This window comes from Mesorhizobium sp. M0491 (genome assembly GCF_040321265.1).
Classification (GTDB): domain Bacteria; phylum Pseudomonadota; class Alphaproteobacteria; order Rhizobiales; family Rhizobiaceae; genus Mesorhizobium.
Map to the genome: position 1 here is coordinate 1 of NZ_JAMYRE010000002.1, position 15,234 is coordinate 15,234.

The 15,234-nt window shown below is 60.5% G+C and carries 13 protein-coding genes and 2 tRNA genes; 5 read left to right on the forward strand and 10 right to left on the reverse strand.

Annotated elements, in window-relative coordinates; translation table 11 throughout:
• Positions 1 to 112: 112 nt before the first annotated feature.
• Positions 113 to 955: an ABC transporter substrate-binding protein gene (locus NKI69_RS01890; RefSeq protein ID WP_023814285.1), complete on the reverse strand. Its 843-nt coding sequence runs from the start codon at positions 953 to 955 to the stop codon at positions 113 to 115.
• A 215-nt stretch (positions 956 to 1,170) separates the two neighbouring features.
• Here NKI69_RS01890 and NKI69_RS01895 point away from each other — a divergent pair, with 215 nt between their 5' ends.
• On the forward strand, positions 1,171 to 2,250 hold the full coding sequence (locus NKI69_RS01895; RefSeq protein WP_023814284.1) for a LacI family DNA-binding transcriptional regulator: 1,080 nt from the start codon (positions 1,171 to 1,173) through the stop codon (positions 2,248 to 2,250).
• Between the two features lie 343 nt (positions 2,251 to 2,593).
• Here NKI69_RS01895 and NKI69_RS01900 read toward each other — a convergent pair.
• From NKI69_RS01900 to tuf, 4 genes are all read right to left on the reverse strand, one after another.
• Positions 2,594 to 2,669: transfer RNA gene (locus NKI69_RS01900), tRNA-Trp, on the reverse strand.
• Between the two features lie 138 nt (positions 2,670 to 2,807).
• Entirely contained in the window at positions 2,808 to 3,290 is a 483-nt protein-coding gene (locus tag NKI69_RS01905; RefSeq protein ID WP_023814283.1) for a group II truncated hemoglobin, read from the reverse strand.
• Between the two features lie 101 nt (positions 3,291 to 3,391).
• Positions 3,392 to 5,047, reverse strand: a complete 1,656-nt coding sequence (locus tag NKI69_RS01910) for a COG3904 family protein (protein WP_023814282.1) — start codon at positions 5,045 to 5,047, stop codon at positions 3,392 to 3,394.
• A 155-nt stretch (positions 5,048 to 5,202) separates the two neighbouring features.
• Positions 5,203 to 6,378, reverse strand: coding sequence for an elongation factor Tu (tuf, locus tag NKI69_RS01915; RefSeq protein ID WP_095090666.1), 1,176 nt, complete (start codon positions 6,376 to 6,378; stop codon positions 5,203 to 5,205).
• A gap of 312 nt (positions 6,379 to 6,690) precedes the next feature.
• Between tuf and NKI69_RS01920 the strand changes: the two genes are divergently transcribed.
• Complete coding sequence (locus tag NKI69_RS01920) at positions 6,691 to 7,572, forward strand: DMT family transporter (RefSeq protein WP_352719745.1); 882 nt, start codon at positions 6,691 to 6,693, stop codon at positions 7,570 to 7,572.
• 176 nt (positions 7,573 to 7,748) lie between these two features.
• On the forward strand, positions 7,749 to 7,886 hold the full coding sequence (locus NKI69_RS01925) for a hypothetical protein (RefSeq protein WP_164778452.1): 138 nt from the start codon (positions 7,749 to 7,751) through the stop codon (positions 7,884 to 7,886).
• A gap of 75 nt (positions 7,887 to 7,961) precedes the next feature.
• On the opposite strand, the gene NKI69_RS01930 is transcribed toward NKI69_RS01925, so the two are convergent.
• Positions 7,962 to 8,219, reverse strand: coding sequence for a GlsB/YeaQ/YmgE family stress response membrane protein (locus tag NKI69_RS01930; protein ID WP_352719748.1), 258 nt, complete (start codon positions 8,217 to 8,219; stop codon positions 7,962 to 7,964).
• A gap of 132 nt (positions 8,220 to 8,351) precedes the next feature.
• On the opposite strand from NKI69_RS01930, the gene NKI69_RS01935 reads away from it, so the two are divergent.
• Both NKI69_RS01935 and NKI69_RS01940 read left to right on the forward strand, forming a co-directional pair.
• A complete protein-coding gene (locus NKI69_RS01935) occupies positions 8,352 to 8,816 on the forward strand; it encodes a YidB family protein (RefSeq protein ID WP_352719750.1) in 465 nt (154 codons plus the stop codon).
• 336 nt (positions 8,817 to 9,152) lie between these two features.
• A tRNA-Gly gene (locus NKI69_RS01940) sits at positions 9,153 to 9,226 on the forward strand.
• A gap of 70 nt (positions 9,227 to 9,296) precedes the next feature.
• Here the strand turns inward: NKI69_RS01940 and NKI69_RS01945 are convergent.
• Genes NKI69_RS01945 through NKI69_RS01960 form a run of 4 tightly spaced genes read right to left on the reverse strand, consistent with a single transcriptional unit; the run spans position 9,297 to position 14,924 of the window.
• On the reverse strand, positions 9,297 to 9,755 hold the full coding sequence (locus NKI69_RS01945) for a hypothetical protein (RefSeq protein WP_352719752.1): 459 nt from the start codon (positions 9,753 to 9,755) through the stop codon (positions 9,297 to 9,299).
• The gene (locus tag NKI69_RS01950) at positions 9,752 to 11,758 is read right to left on the reverse strand and encodes a site-specific integrase (protein ID WP_352719754.1); all 2,007 of its coding nucleotides are present in this window, start codon (positions 11,756 to 11,758) and stop codon (positions 9,752 to 9,754) included. The genes NKI69_RS01945 and NKI69_RS01950 overlap by 4 nt, the downstream gene beginning before the upstream one ends.
• The gene (locus NKI69_RS01955; protein WP_352719756.1) at positions 11,755 to 13,668 is read right to left on the reverse strand and encodes a hypothetical protein; all 1,914 of its coding nucleotides are present in this window, start codon (positions 13,666 to 13,668) and stop codon (positions 11,755 to 11,757) included. Before NKI69_RS01955 ends, NKI69_RS01950 begins: the two co-directional genes overlap by 4 nt.
• Positions 13,665 to 14,924, reverse strand: coding sequence for a tyrosine-type recombinase/integrase (locus tag NKI69_RS01960; protein ID WP_352719757.1), 1,260 nt, complete (start codon positions 14,922 to 14,924; stop codon positions 13,665 to 13,667). The genes NKI69_RS01955 and NKI69_RS01960 overlap by 4 nt, the downstream gene beginning before the upstream one ends.
• Positions 14,925 to 15,234: the final 310 nt, after the last annotated feature.

Here is a 15,234-nt window from a genome sequence, read left to right on the forward strand (position 1 = left end):
AAACCACACCCCACCCCCTCCCCCCGCGCCTGCGGGTCTGGGTGTGTGGTTTTTGTTTTTCACCCCCCGCCGGCCCCCCCCCCCCCCCCCCCCCCCCCCCCCCCGGGTGCGGTTACTTCTTGGGGAGGTATTGATCGGGCATCGGCGAGCCTGGGAACCACTTCTCATAAAGCGTCTTCCAGGTGCCGTCCTGCATGGCCGCATGCAGGGCGGTGTTCAGCGCATCGCGAAGCTTGTCGTTGCCCTTGCGCAAGACGAAGCCTGCCGGCGCGTCGAAGGACGGGATGTTAACCGCGATCTTCAAGTCCGGATAACGAACGCCATAGTCCTTGGCTGCCTCGTAATCGAGGAAATGAGCGTCGACCGTGCCATTGTTGAGCGCCGAGACGGCCGAATTGTTGTCAGGAAATTTGACGAGATCAGTCCCGACAAAATTCTTCGCCGCATAGATTTCCTGCAGCGTACCCTGCACGACGCCAAGACGCTTGCCCTTGAGCCCGTCGGCCGACGTGATCGCCTTGTCTGACGTAAGCACGGAGAGATAGCCTGCAAGATACCCGTCGGAAAAGTCGACGGTCTTCTTACGCGCTTCCGTCGTGCCGATTGCCGCGACCGCGACATCGAAGCGCTCGTTGGCAACCGAAGGCATCAGCGCCGAGAATTCCTGACCGGTGAAGATCACCTGGTCCGGCTTGAAGCCAAGGCGGCTCGCGACGTTGCGGAACAATTCGATGTCGAACCCGGTGAATGTGCCGTCCGCCTGGGTGAAAGCGTAGGGCTTGGCATCACCCATGGTACCAACGCTGATGACTTTCGCATCAATAAGACCATAGGGATTGTCATCCGCGGCGGCTGCTCCGGAAACAAAACCCGCGCCGATGCACACAGCCATAAGAGCCATTGCGCCGGCCCGGACCGGTGACATCAACGACTTGAGAATTCCTATCCTGCTCATGTCTTCTCTCCACTCTGAAGGTCTGTTCTTCTTGGTATTGACGTCGAGCCGGCAATCCCACGCTTGACATCGCCCGCCGCCGCGACCGCGGCATGCGCCTCTCGGCCCGCAATCTTCTAAAAGAGACCGGTCTCTTATTGATTGAGACCGGTCTCTTTGATAATCGTTATCGCCAGATTGACCTTCCGTCAACAACTCTTGTAGTCGTTCATCCAATGAAAAGAACCGCACCCAAGACCCAGTCGATAACGGTCAGCGATGTCGCCCGAGTGGCCAATGTGTCCAAAGCGACGGCCGCGCGCGTGCTCGGCGGATACGGTGTCGTCAGCGACACGATCCGCGCCAATGTCATGGCCGCCGCCAAGGCCCTTGACTACCGTCCGAACGAACTGGCCCGAAGCATGACGACCGGCAGGTCCGGCATCATCGGCGTGGTGGTCGGAGACATCGAAAACCCGTTCTTCAGCCTGGCGGTGCGTGGAATCAGCGACGCGGCAAGGGCGGCTGGCTTCAACGTCATCTTGGCCAACTCCGGCGAGCGGATCGACGCGGAAAGGGCAGCTGTGCGGCTGTTGATCGGCAAGCGCGTCGACGGACTGATCGTCACGCCGTCGGAATCGCGTGACATCTCACACCTGCGCGACATCCACCGTTCAGGCCGGCCGCTTGCCCTGCTTGACCGGGCGCTGCCTGATCTCGATGTCGACACGGTTACGGTTGACGATCGAGACATCGCCATGCGGGCGACCCGTATCCTTGTCGACGCCGGCCACAGCAAAATCGCCTATGTGACCGCGGTTGACGCCGAAGGCAATGAGTATCGCGACCTAGGACAAATCTACACCTCATCGGTCCGTGAGCGCATCGACGGCTTTCTCAAGGTGTGCCGGGACGCCGGAATTGATCGACCGGAACGTCATATTCGCCTTGGCGCGACAAGCCCCGACGAGACGCGAAAGCTCGCCGACAAACTGCTGTCGGGGCCAGATCGACCGACCGCAATCCTTGCCTCCGACAGTCTCATAGCCCTGGAGATCTTCAAGGTCATGCGCCAGCGCGGGCTGCGCATTCCACAAGACATCTCGCTCATCACTTTCCATGACGCGGACTGGACGAGCGTCACGACCCCGCCCATCACCGTCGTCGACCAGCCCGTCTATGCGCTGGGCAAAAGCGTCGCGGAACTGCTCATCCGCCGCTTGAAGGGCGAAGCACGGCCAGCTGAAAGGCTCATTCTGCCGACCACAATCATCGAACGCGGATCCGTTGGTCCGCCTGCTGCCTACAAGCTGTAGATTCTCAAAGCCGAGCGGTCCAAAGCATAGCATGGAAGCCTATGCCCGAGCGTCGGATGGTTTGTATTCTGCGCCCGCATCCTTCGGACCAAAGGAGCAAATCTCGACTCGAGCCAAGCCAGCTTCCTTGGTGCCAACCCGCCAATTTTTACCTTTGTGGAACCTCGAGCAGCGCCAAACCAGGCTGTCGTTACGGTGAAGTTGCCCACCAGAATCGTGTGATTTTACGCCACCGTCGGACGCTGCCCGCGGACGTGCATGTCCGTGCAATAGATGTGCAGCAGTCGTTTTGGCTTCTCAACCGAGTAGCGCTATTTCTAAGTGCCTGATTTCCCTTTGGAAATGGCACGGGCAGCAGGGCTCGAACCTACGACCTGCGGTTTTGGAGACCGCCGCTCTACCAACTGAGCTATGCCCGTACGTGCGCATGTCGGCGCAGCAGGCGCTTCCTAAAAGCTTCCGCACGCTCTGTAAAGGGTGGTTTGCAAGCAAACGTACCTTCACCCCCCCTGCGCCAGAAATCGGGACAGCTGACGACCAGCTCGTTCGGCGAGAGGTTACTTTGTTTTCAGCGGCCGATAGGGTCCGCCCGGCACGCCCCAGCCCCAGGCCGGCATCGGTTCCGTCTCGGGATCGCACGTCTCGCCGAGATTGGAGTTCATCTTGGCCAGACGCGATCCCCATTCGACATAGCCCATGAAGGCCGAACGGAATTCCGGATCGTCAGGCAGGCCGACCGCGTCGGCTGCATCGGCCAGGAGGCTAATCCAGCGGCGGCGCTGCTCCTCGCTCAGATGCTTGCCCAGATGGTGCATGACCATCTCGCGGTGGCCACCGAACTGCTCGCTGTAGGTTTTTGACCCGCCGAAAACCTCGCCGATGAAGGCCGCGACATGGGCGGGATGATCCGGCGACATGGTCTTGAACACCGGCCCGACGATCGGGTCCTGCGCCACCTTGTCGTAGAAAGTCTGGGTCAGCCGGTTCAGGGCCTCGCCGCCGCCGGCCCATTCGTAGAGGGTCGGGATATCCTGGCTCATTCTCGATCCTCCGCCTGCCTGGCGCCGCCAGCAGCGACGATAGCGGAACAATCGGAAGTGTCTCAACCTGCCTCGATGGCCAGTTCCGGCTTCGCCGCGGTCTACAATTTGGCCGGCGCGTCAGCCTCGGCATTGGCGGAGGGCCGGATCCGGCAATTCTCGGGTCTTGGCACCGCCTCGCAAATGGTGGCGCCGGTCAGCGCGTCGACCGATTGCAGGCTCGTCGTCAGTCCGACCTTCAGCATCATGCCGGGTTCCAGCCGGCGCTCGACCGAGCGACGCTCGATCGCCGCGAACAGGGCGGGAGCGATCGCCATCTCGTCGAGATAGGCCTTGACCATCTGCTTTTGCCCCATCAGGTAGAGGCTAAGTCGCGCCTGGGGACCGACAAGCCGCTTGATGCCGCCGGCAAGCATCAGCGCGCAGGCCGAATCGCACTCCACGCCCGCATCGATGCTCAGCCCGGCATAGGCGCCCTCTTTGGCCAGGCAATTCCACGCTCCCGGGTCACAGCCGACGAAATCGGTGCGGCCAACCGCGACGTCGAGCTTCCTTTCATGGATAAGCCGTCCCGCCGCCAGGGCGCTGAACAGGTCGCCTCCCCTCGAACTGACCACGACAGGCAGTTGCCGTTTGCCGAGCGTGGCGAGCAATTGGCGCAGCTTCTGCGGGGTCTGGGGAGTGATCGCGCCTTCCGCCGAGATCCATTCCGGGCAGTCTGGATTGCAGAGCGGATTGGTGCCGCGAACGACGACGAAGCGCATGTCTTCATCGCGCCGCTCTTCATCGTGTCGCGCCGGCTCGGGTTCGATCGCCGGCGGAGCAGGCTTGGCCGCGGTCGCCGTCAGGCCATCAGGCTTGTCCCCCGGCATTTCCCGGCAATTCGTGGCCAGGCGGCCGGGCTCGCACAGGCTTGCCGCGGTCAACAGGCCTACAGCGTCCGTGCTGGTGACCAGCTTCATCGCCAGCATGTCGTCGAGGGCGATCTGGTGAATTTCGCTGGCCGGCGTGCCCTTCATCGTTTCGAGCATGCCTTGTTCGATGCCCATCTGGTTGAGATAGGCCGCCAGCTTTTTCTCCACCGACTTGCTCATCTCGTAGGTCTTGTAGCTGCCGGCGTTCTTGCGGCTGACGATCTTTGTGTTGAGGATCTTCTTCTTGCCCCCCACGATGCGGTAGGTGGTGCGGTATTGCAATTTCGTGCGGATGTAGGTCGTGGTGATCTGATGGACGCCGAGATAGGCCCATTCGCCGGCCACCCGCCTGATACCGCCGGCAAACATCAGAGGACAGGCGGAATTGCACATGGCGCCATAGTCGATGACATCGCCGAAGTAGCGGGCGTCACGGTCCTGGCATCCCTTCGCACCGGGCTGGCAGCTGGAAAACACCGTCTTGCCGATGGCGATATCGAGCTTGTTCTTGCGGATCAGCCGGCCAAGCGTCAGCGCCGCCTCGACATTGCCGCCGGGAGAATCCACGACAACAGGCAGTTTCCGCCCGCCAAGCGTCTTCAGCATGCGTTTGAAGAGTGCCGGCGTGCCGGCTTCTATGGAGCCCTCGGCCGATATCCATTCCGGGCAGATCGGCTCGCACCCCGGTGCGTTGCTGCGGACAATGCCGAACCGCATCGTCGGCCCAAGATCCGGCGCCGCATCCGCCGCAAAGGCTACCGGGCCCGCGGCAAGCAATGCCAGCAGGCAGATCAAGGCCAGCGACCACAATGCCCGACAACGGTGAAGGCGCCCTGAAACCATTCTGCAAAAAGCCCCTTGATGCAACCTATACTAGACGAGGTCCAAGGGCTTGCAACAGGGTCGAGCGACAGGGCGGTAGCCGATAGCCCGGCAAACAAAAAAGGGCGGCCCGAAGACCGCCCTTTTCTTGTCGATCCGGCAAATGCCGGGCTCGATTATTCCTTGATGGTGACGACGATGCCGGCACCGACGGTGCGGCCGCCTTCACGGATAGCGAAGCGCAGCTTCTCTTCCATGGCGATCGGCACGATCAGCTCGACATCGACCGTGATGTTGTCGCCCGGCATCACCATCTCGGTGCCTTCCGGCAGCGACACGATGCCGGTCACGTCCGTCGTGCGGAAGTAGAACTGCGGACGGTAGTTGGTGAAGAACGGCGTGTGACGGCCACCTTCGTCCTTGGTCAGGATGTAGGCTTCGGCCACGAACTTCTTGTGCGGCTTCACCGTGCCCGGCTTGGCCAGAACCTGACCGCGCTCGACACCTTCACGATCAACGCCGCGCAGCAGCGCGCCGATGTTGTCGCCAGCCTGGCCCTGATCGAGCAGCTTGCGGAACATTTCCACGCCCGTGCAGGTCGTCTTGGTCGTCGGACGGATGCCGATGATCTCCAGCTCCTCGCCGACCTTGACCACGCCGCGCTCGACGCGGCCGGTCACGACCGTGCCGCGGCCCGAGATCGAGAACACGTCTTCGATCGGCATCAGGAACGGCTTGTCGAGCGGACGAACCGGCGTCGGGATGTAGGCATCGACCGCAGCCATCAGCTCGCGGATCGCGTCTTCACCGATCTTCTTGTCGCTGTCTTCCAGAGCAGCCAGAGCCGAACCCTTGACGATCGGAATGTCGTCGCCGGGGAATTCGTTCTTGGTCAGAAGCTCGCGAACCTCGAGCTCGACCAGTTCGAGCAGCTCGGCGTCGTCGACCTGGTCGACCTTGTTCAAGAACACCACGATCGACGGCACGCCGACCTGACGGGCCAGCAGGATGTGCTCGCGGGTCTGCGGCATCGGACCGTCGGCAGCCGACACGACCAGGATCGCGCCGTCCATCTGCGCGGCACCGGTGATCATGTTCTTCACATAGTCGGCGTGGCCGGGGCAGTCGACGTGGGCGTAGTGGCGGGCAGCCGTCTCGTATTCGACGTGAGCCGTCGAGATCGTGATGCCGCGCGCCTTTTCTTCAGGGGCAGCGTCGATCTGGTCGTAGCGCTTGTATTCGCCAAAATACTTGGTGATCGCCGCCGTCAGCGACGTCTTGCCATGGTCGACGTGGCCAATCGTGCCGATGTTCACGTGAGGCTTGTTACGCTCGAATTTACCTTTTGCCATTGTCTCTTTCCTTGGACGGCCCGGATCTTCAGTTCGGTCGAAGACCTTCAGTTCAGTCGAATGCGGGGCGATTAGCGACAAAGGCCAAAAAACACAAGCGTCTTTTGGCCGGGTGCCGTCTCACTCAGTCCGAACCATCGATCCGATTGCGGGGATATGACGAAGATATAGGAAGGCTCTGGGCAAAATGAAGGGGTAGCGGGCCGACCGATCGAGGCCGCGAAAGCGCTGGCTTGCTTGCCCGGCCCTGTCTGATTCATGGCCAGGCCATGGACCATTGCCGCCACCACCCGCCTCTGATCTTGTGGCCAGATGCATTTCATCCCTGCCTCTATCCGCGGCCCGCTGTTCATGATCGTCTCGACGGGATCGTATCTCGTCAACGACACGATGATGAAACTCGCGACGGCAGGCCTGCCGTCCTACGAAGTGCTGTTTCTGCGGGGTGCCGCGGCTGCGCTCTGGGGCTTCCCGCTGTTGTTCGCGCTGGGCTACGGCAAGCAGATCCCGCTGATCTTCGACAAGCGCGTACTGAGCCGGAACGTGCTCGAGCTGGCGGCGATCCTTTGCTATGTGGTCGCGCTCGCCAATATGCAGATTGCCGATTCCACCGCGCTCGGACAGATCACGCCGCTCTTGATGCTGGTCGGCTCCTCGATCCTGTTTGGCGAACGGATCGGCAGCCGTCGCATGGCGCTCATCGGGCTCGGTTTCGTCGGCGCGCTGATGGTGGCGCAGCCGACCATGCAAGGCATTTCGATCTACGCCCTGCTGGCGCTCGGCAACGCAGCCCTTGCGGCGGCGCGCGACCTTGCCGGCCGGCGGGTCGCGGCCGTGGTGCGGGGGATGATCGTGGCGATTTCCGCCGTCGTCGTGGTGCTGATCGGCGCCGGCGCCGCGCATCTGGTTTTCGAGCGCTGGGTCATGCCCGGGGCACATCACCTGCTGCTGATGGCCGGCGCCGGATTTTTCCTGATCTTCGGCCATTTCTTCATCTTCATGGCCTACCGTGTCGGACCGACAAGCGCCGTGGCGCCGTTCTACTATTGCTTCACCGTCTGGGCGGTCATTTCTGGCCTGCTGGTGTTCGGGCAGTTCCCCAACACACTGGCGATCTGTGGCATCCTGCTGGTCGTCGGCAGCGGGCTGACCATCGTGTCGCTGGATCAGCGCCGGCTGGCCGTCGTCGCCTGACGCATGTCGCCCAAAAGGGGCCCCGGTTTTGGGAGAACGACGTGCATAAACAAAACCTGGAGCCTCCGCATCCAAGCACCCGCGCATGAGCAGTTGCCGGGCCGAAAAAGATCGTCTACTCGGCGAAGCATCGTTCGTTCGACGACGACATGATCAATCAGCCAACGGAGTTCCCCGTGACCGATTTTGACCAGAACAAGAGTTCCGACGCCGAGCACAAGGCCGCCATCCGCAAGTCGCTTGTCGGCTGGGCGGTGTTCATCGCCGGAACGCTGATCTTTTTCGTCGCCGCCGATGCAGTGCTGATGCCATAGACGAGCCGCTGCACGTACCGGCCCGAAGCCGGTCTTGCCTTCGGAAACTCGAAACCTCAGACGATCCGCAGGCGCCTAAAGCGTCCGCCTTGCGCTGAACTGATGGTAGGCCCACAGAACGACTACCGCTCCAATGACGGCAACGATCAGGCTGTAGATGTTGAGGCCCGTGACGCCTGACGCGCCGAAGGCACTGAAGATCAGACCGCCGACAATGGCGCCAACGATGCCCAGCACGATATCCATGATGACACCCTGGCCGGTCTTGTTGACGATCTTGCTGCCTATGAAACCGGCGATCACGCCGAGAATGATCCAGCTGATGATACCCATTTTTTCCTCTCCATCCCCTCGCCAGCCGAACATTTTCATAGGATTGTCCAAACCTCAAGCCAGCTTGAAATTCCGCCCGAATGCTTCATTGTTGAGGAGGGGTCGGGCCTTGGTCGCTATGGAGGATCCACGATGGGACTTTTTGACAATGCCGTTCCCGGCGGCAACATCACCAAACCCCTGATGATCGCGCTCGGCGCATTGCTGGTCGGCAAAATGCTGAGCGGCAGAAATGCCGAAGAGCCAGAGCAGTCTCCCGCGCCCGCTCCGACCGCCCCCGTGCCGACGGAAACCACATCGGCCGACGGCGGCCTGCTCGGCGGCCTTGGCGGACTGCTCGAAAAGCTCCGGGATGCCGGACATGGCAACACCGCGGACTCCTGGGTCGGCACCGGCCAGAACCAGTCGATCAACGCCAACGATCTTGGCGCCGCGATCGGACCGCAGATCATTCGCGAGATCGCGCAACGGACTGGGCTGGACGAGCAGGAACTGCTCAAGCAACTGTCCACCGCCCTGCCCGGTATCGTCGACAGACTGACGCCGAACGGCCAGGTGCCGCAGCAGCACCAGGTCGCCACCGCGTTCAACAGCTGACGCGGCACAGCCACGACAATTGGAGCACTGCGCGCCTCGTGCGCAGTGTTTCGGCTTGCCGGTGATGGGATAAGTGTCTGGAGCGGGTAGCGGGAATCGAACCCGCATATTCAGCTTGGAAAGCCATAATGCGCACTCAAAAGGTTCAACCAGCATAGTACCCAACAGACTCAGGGTGCTTGAACATTATGTAGCGTTCAAGCCCGATCTGGCTTAGCCTCCCAGAAATCGCTCTCTTCTAAGCAGGATGATGTCCAAAAAGGGCCACGCAGGTGGCCAATAAGCTACGATCATGACTTGACCGAGCCAGGCCCGTTCATTACCGATGGCACCGCCGCGGGCATGGTGAAATGGTATCACACGAGCCTTCCAAGCTCTTAGCGCGGGTTCGATTCCCGCTGCCCGCTCCAGCCGGCTCAGACGTTCGCAAATCTGGATGATAGACATTTCGGCGATGCCGGGATCGGTGCCGGAGGAAAACTATCGTCGAGACGGAGACTGTCTTTGACGCCTGTCACGAGCGGCGCCTGGGAGATTCGCCTGACCAACCGCCGCTGGAAAAGACTCCTTTTCAAGTCTCATGAGGCGAAAGTTCAGTGCGGCAATTGTCTGAGCCAAAGCATCGACGCGCGGGACCCCGTGTTCTGCCGTTTCATTTTCGCTGCTGATGCGACGCGGCGCCTTTCCGGTCTTTAACTTCAAGTCTCTAATCAGGTCATCAATCCTGCCGCGCAAGCCTTCATGATGGTCGGCATGCAATGTGCTGCGCGACCGCACCCCAGCGAGCTCAAGGATCGCCTTGATCGTGACCCGTTCGCCATAGACATAGAGGCCGGTCCTCTCGTCGAACCTCAGCGGATCGAGAACTTGAGCTTCGTATTTTGCCATGGCCGCTTCAATCGCTTGCACCGTGTCGTGCGACGTCGGATGTTGCCTCATGCGATCAACTCCCGGAACAGGTTGTCATCTTCGAACTGGGCTACGATGTCTGGAAATTTCTCAAGCCAGCCAAGGATTACACTTCGATAATGCTCTCTGGACAATGAACTGCGCCCGTCCCTGCGAATGTGCCTCAACGCGTTTTCCACGTTCTCGACGGCTTGTTGGCGGAACGTCCCGAGCATGGCGTGCCATATGCAGTCGGCATCACAGTTGGCGACGTTCGGAAGGCCGGCGGCAGAACAGCAGGCGCCTGGTTCTCCCAGCGGGCGGAAGCAGGAGACGAGACCCGGCACGAGCTGCTGGACAACGAGCCCGTCTGGACGGTCCGCAAGGTAGTCGATGACCTTCGCTGTGGTGACTTCGGCCTGACTCCGCCTGCCCTCTGGCACGAACAGGCTCAGGTTCTCCTTCGCAGCAGCAACGGCCTTGCGGAGAGTTTCCCCGCCCTTTCCCATCACCTCCGAGCTTCGCTCGATGAATTCCGCGGCGCGCCGGCGCCGATCTTCATCGGACAGCTCCCTCAACTCCTGAATGATCGTCGGATCGGAAAGGATGTAAATTAGCGTCATGGCGAGGTCCCGGTGCCCCAGCAGGCGCCTCACAACCATTGGTCCGCCATTCAGCGCGAGGACAACTAGCCGGACCGTCGATTTGCGGAAACGGTGGTGATGGATTGTGGGCGCATCGAGCAATGCCTTTAGCCCGCGGCGATTTACGAGATTGTTCAGTTGGTTCCAGATGCCTCGAGCGGGCATTCCTGCCCGCAGCAGCGTCCTGTGGCTCCTCCAGAGGTAAGGAAACTCCAGTCCCTCTATGATCTCCACGTATTCCCGCTGGCTGGCAATGGCTCTCCCGAGGAGAGTATGAAGCGGCCAGTCGCGATCTCCGCCCGGGAACAGCGGGGTAAGTTTGTACGTATGACCGACCAGGATTCCACCTGTGTCGTCAGGCCCGTCAAGTCTCACGCAACTCCCGGGCAGAGAGAGCAGTTCCTCGGCACGAGGTCCCAGCAGCAGGCTCACGAGCGCTTGAGTGGCGGTTTGGCAGTCGTTGCACAGGGCCCGAAATCCCCGGACGCTTGTTACGGCGAAGGCCTTTGGCCACCTAAAACTTCGTATGATCTCCACAGATACTTTTGAAAACGATGCCGGGGACAACGTGTCGCTTGCTGAAACCAGATCAGCTGAGGCTGCGTTTATTACTGGTCTGACCTCGTCAATGAGGCATACCGCGAGTTCTCCTAGTGCGCCAATGAACCTGTCGGGCAACGGTTTAGGACGGCTCGTGCTCGCTGGTGATTCATCGTCATCCCGGATTCTGTTGGGGTCGAACCCTGTGCCTCTTGCCCCTGGCGCCCGGATGGATTCGACTGACGGCGGAGGCGTGAAGAACCCGTAAGACTTGCCTGGCTGCTCCTGCCACCATCTGAGTTCATCATAAACAAGCCTGACGCTTCCAGCGCATTTCCCTTTCAATCCGTTCACGACCTCTGCCAGATCAGGAAAATCCAGGTCCGCCAGCCGCTTTTCCGACGCAATGGCATGCCTGATAAACGCGGCCAAGATTTCCAGCCGCAGCCTATAAGTCCTTATGGACAGCGGTCTCCGGGACCGGAAGATGCATAGGTAGACCGCCCGCCGCAAAGCAATGTCTAAAGCTTTTCCCGCAGGGGCATAATGCAATCTCTTTCCATTGAACTGAACATCGAAATTGAGCCTAAGACTACTTGGCACTCTAGTCTCAAGCTGCCGCCTCCACGGCCTCGGAAATTCCCAGTGTTTATCCTTAACGCAAACAACAATTCCCTCCGGCGTCAAAAATATTGGCAGATTTAGGAATGTTTCGTCATCGTCGAAATCCTGATCTCCCGGCATTGGATACAGCGTTCTGAATGCTTCAGGCTGATTTTCCCAGCCGACGTTCGAGACCTCCGCCCAAGCCGCCGCAAGAGATTCGGGGCGCGCAATCGAGAGCCCGCTGGCAGACGCGAGCGCGGTCATCGGCGCCCCCTGTTCAGGTTCAGGAATCGGGCCAGCGTAACGATGGGCGGCAATTCCGCCGCAGCGGTCCGCGCCGCCTTCACGTGTGAAACATGGAACTTACTGACGATGTGTTCGTAGACCGCCAACATGATCGGGTAGTCGCTCGTCTCCCACAAAGTCCAGCCCACTTCCGTTCGAATAGCCTCCAAATCTGCGATCATTCGCAACAGGTACGGAAGGCTTTCGACGGTCGCATACCAGTCGAAACACGCCCAACAACGTTGAGCCCGGCAAGGCCTGCCGCCGGGATTCCCTGGATCGGCCTCCTGCGACGGATGCTCGAAGTTGGTACACTCGACCCCCTTCGAAGATCGGACTGCTGAGGCGCCTTCGCGGTAGCTCTTTGGGTCATATCGGCCATGCCGGAGGTCCGCGAGGACCATGCCCTGGAGGTCAATCAGGCGCTTGCGATCGCTGATCTGCATCTCGCGTTTCTCCAGATAGTGGAGAAGGGACTTCAGGTTGGAGTGACCGAGGGCCTGTGCCGTTATCAGGTGGCTGAACCCACTGCGCCGATATACGAAAGCCGCCCATAGATCCCGTCCCATGGTAAACAGGAATTCGAATGCCGCGCCGTTTTCTTTCCTGGCTCCCCTGTCAGCCAGCAGCTGATTGAGAAACGCCTGCATCTTCTGCCGCATCCCGCTGCTGCCAGGAAGCAGCGTGCCAAGGCCGTTTTTCGGAGAAGGGTAGATCCAGATCAGCTCGGCAGCCTTCGCCAGTTTCCTGTCTCCCGTCGACTTGGCTATCTCAGATGCCCGCGCGCGCAGCGGCTCCGTTTCCTTTATAACCCGGAGTATGATCTGATACGCGTGCGTCAGCCGATGAGTGGAAGACGACGCTTTCAGGAGCTTTCCCGGGTTTCCCGGCGTCCTCTTAGGCCCATACAGGACGACTCGCGTATTGGGATGCATCGGGTCAGGTCCATACCAGTCCTCGACGGTCATTCGAGCGATCGCATCGGGGCTAATTCCCGTCTTGATGCACACCATTGCGAAGGCCACCGCGATCTCCCTCCAGCTCAGCAAGACAGACGGGACGTGGCTCCACATGCCCGGCCTGAGCACGGCAAGCGGCGTCGCCACCTCCGCGTCCGGCAACCGATCTCCAAAGCAGTCTGCCAACCGTCTCCCCGGGCGTCTGCTGAGCGGGCCAAAAGGCAGGTCGTTCAAGATTGTCCAAAGACGGTTTTCGCAGCGCCGCCACAGGCCTCCGCCCCAACGGCAAAGTCCGGAACGGCCTCCGCATGGGTCCCGCCCGTTTCTCGCCATCGATTGTCCAGCGCTGATTGCCTTGAGCGCGTCGCGCCAGGCAGCCGCCAAAGCCTTGAAGAGCCTGATCCCCTCTTCGAAGCCGGGGACATCGCCGCCATAGGATGACCGGACGCTGTCCCGGAAGTAAATATAGATGTCGAGCGTGCCCTTCGAGGTCTCGCCACGCCGGTACGCAAGTTCGTGAGCCGCCTTGAAGACGGAGTGCACCACCCAGTTCACCTTGTAGTGGGACTTGCCAGGCCGCGACTTCAGCCAGTTTATGAATTGGCGCCAGATGGCCTCCAGCTCGGACCAATCAAGGTCATCGATCAGGACTGGCTCGACGCCGAGAAGCACGTTCGAAAGCGCCTCCTGCTCGTCCAGGAAAAGGAAAAACGAGCTGAAATACGACCTGCTGATGCTTGCAGTGGACTTGGAAGCTTTCCTGTACAGTAGCTGGAAAGCATCGGCGACGCGGCTTGCAAGGGCCGGCCTGCCCCGAAACCGTTTTCCCTGCCTGTTCTCTCCGGTCGCCAGGACCGACAGGTCCAGCTCCCATTTCTCGGTCCTTCGCGTAATCCGGTCTACGTAGCGCCCTCGAATGATATAGCTCATCGGACGGACTCCAATTTCGCGGCGTATTCCTCTTGCAAGTCTGCGCCAACGAGAGCCGTTACTGCCTTCAGGTATCCCTGTGTTGTCTCGATCCACGCGTGACCGAGCGAGTCCTTCAGGATCAGGAGGTCCGCCGAGAGCAACGAAACGGGTTCAACGTCAATGAGATCGGCCCTGGAATGCCTGGCCCGGGACCTTTCTGTCCACGCCCTCAGGAGGTAATGGGCTGCATAGTGGTGGCGGAGGATGTGCGGGCTGATCCCCGACTTTCCGGACGCGACGCGGGCGATCGCGAATTGTTCCTGGAGATAGCGGGCGGTCATCGGCCCGTATTCGCCGCCCTTCTTGGGCCCGAGGATAAGGCTCTCGGTCAGCTCCGCAGCGCCCCCGGCGTACAGGCGCCGCCCCGACATGATGTGCCTCGCAACCCTTTCGCAGATCGCATAGGTCAGAGGCACGTTCCGCCTCTTCCCGCCCTTCCCGTCCACCTTGAGAAAGCGTCTGGCCCGATCCGAGAGCCACGCGGCTGGACTGGGAAACGAATGGATCGTCAGGGCGAGCATCTCCGAGATGCGCAAGCCAAGTTCGTACAGGATTTCGGCCGCCAACATCGCTGACCCGAGTTCGAAATGGGAGATGAAGTCGCGAATGTCCTTTTCGGGATACCAAGTCGCGATCTCACGGACGTCCTCCACTCTAAGCAGGAGGGGAGCGCCAGCGCCTGATGCCGTAGGCTTTCTGTCCAGACGGACTACGTCGCGCCAACCACGCCAGGAGCAGAAAAACAGGAAGTCCAGGATCGATGTAAGGTATTGATTGACAGCCTGCGGTCTTACTCCAGCCACTTCCTCCACTTCATCGGCGTATTCCTCCAAGAGGGGCTCAGTGGCCGACACGTGGGAGACCCCGCTGCGCCGGCACCATCTCCGGAATGCATCCAGTTGGTATGCTCGGTTGCGAAGGAAATTCAGAGAAGCTCTTTTCTTTTTGATGCCGCTCGCCTCGGCCACGATGCCTCCAGGCATCCCCGATCCAAGCCAGTCGGCATTCCTGCGAGCCCAGAGATACTCGCTGATCTCGAGTTCGAATCCAGATTCTTCGTTGACGATGAAGGGAACCCCGATCAGTTTTTTGGGAAACCCCTCTGCGACAGCGCGTGCATCGATAAAGAAGACGGTCCGGTTGTTTGACCCGCGGTGCGCTCCGGGGTGACTGTCTCCAGCCTTGCTTTTGAACTCACTCTGGGTGGTCATCATGATATTCAGGAGAATGTCGGTTTCCGCTGGACCTGCTCGCCGGGACCTGCACTAGGGCCCCGCGGATCCGCCAGACCCAGGCCACAATTCCAGAAGCTCCGGATGGCGCCTTTTAGACAGCTGACCGGCCAGTTCAACTGCGCGGCACCACACGATGAAGTCCGCCCAAGCAAGCATGATTTTTCGTAGATCATCGAGCGCGGGATCGCGACCCATGGAAGCCAGCTCTCCTCGACTTGCAGGCGACACACAAAAAAAGTGGCGATCCCTCTGGCATTGCCATCCTTGAGGTCGCGCCGCTAAATTCCCG

Coding starts and splice junctions, on each gene's coding strand:
- NKI69_RS01935 (WP_352719750.1), top strand. CDS start 8,352: ATGGGACTTTTTGACAATGCCGTTCCCGGCGGCAACATCACCAAACCC.
- NKI69_RS01905 (WP_023814283.1), bottom strand. CDS start 3,290: ATGAGCCAGGATATCCCGACCCTCTACGAATGGGCCGGCGGCGGCGAG.
- NKI69_RS01910 (WP_023814282.1), bottom strand. CDS start 5,047: ATGGTTTCAGGGCGCCTTCACCGTTGTCGGGCATTGTGGTCGCTGGCC.
- NKI69_RS01950 (WP_352719754.1), bottom strand. CDS start 11,758: ATGACCGCGCTCGCGTCTGCCAGCGGGCTCTCGATTGCGCGCCCCGAA.
- NKI69_RS01960 (WP_352719757.1), bottom strand. CDS start 14,924: ATGATGACCACCCAGAGTGAGTTCAAAAGCAAGGCTGGAGACAGTCAC.
- NKI69_RS01920 (WP_352719745.1), top strand. CDS start 6,691: ATGCATTTCATCCCTGCCTCTATCCGCGGCCCGCTGTTCATGATCGTC.
- NKI69_RS01890 (WP_023814285.1), bottom strand. CDS start 955: ATGAGCAGGATAGGAATTCTCAAGTCGTTGATGTCACCGGTCCGGGCC.
- NKI69_RS01955 (WP_352719756.1), bottom strand. CDS start 13,668: ATGAGCTATATCATTCGAGGGCGCTACGTAGACCGGATTACGCGAAGG.
- NKI69_RS01945 (WP_352719752.1), bottom strand. CDS start 9,755: ATGAGGCAACATCCGACGTCGCACGACACGGTGCAAGCGATTGAAGCG.
- NKI69_RS01895 (WP_023814284.1), top strand. CDS start 1,171: ATGAAAAGAACCGCACCCAAGACCCAGTCGATAACGGTCAGCGATGTC.
- tuf (WP_095090666.1), bottom strand. CDS start 6,378: ATGGCAAAAGGTAAATTCGAGCGTAACAAGCCTCACGTGAACATCGGC.
- NKI69_RS01930 (WP_352719748.1), bottom strand. CDS start 8,219: ATGGGTATCATCAGCTGGATCATTCTCGGCGTGATCGCCGGTTTCATA.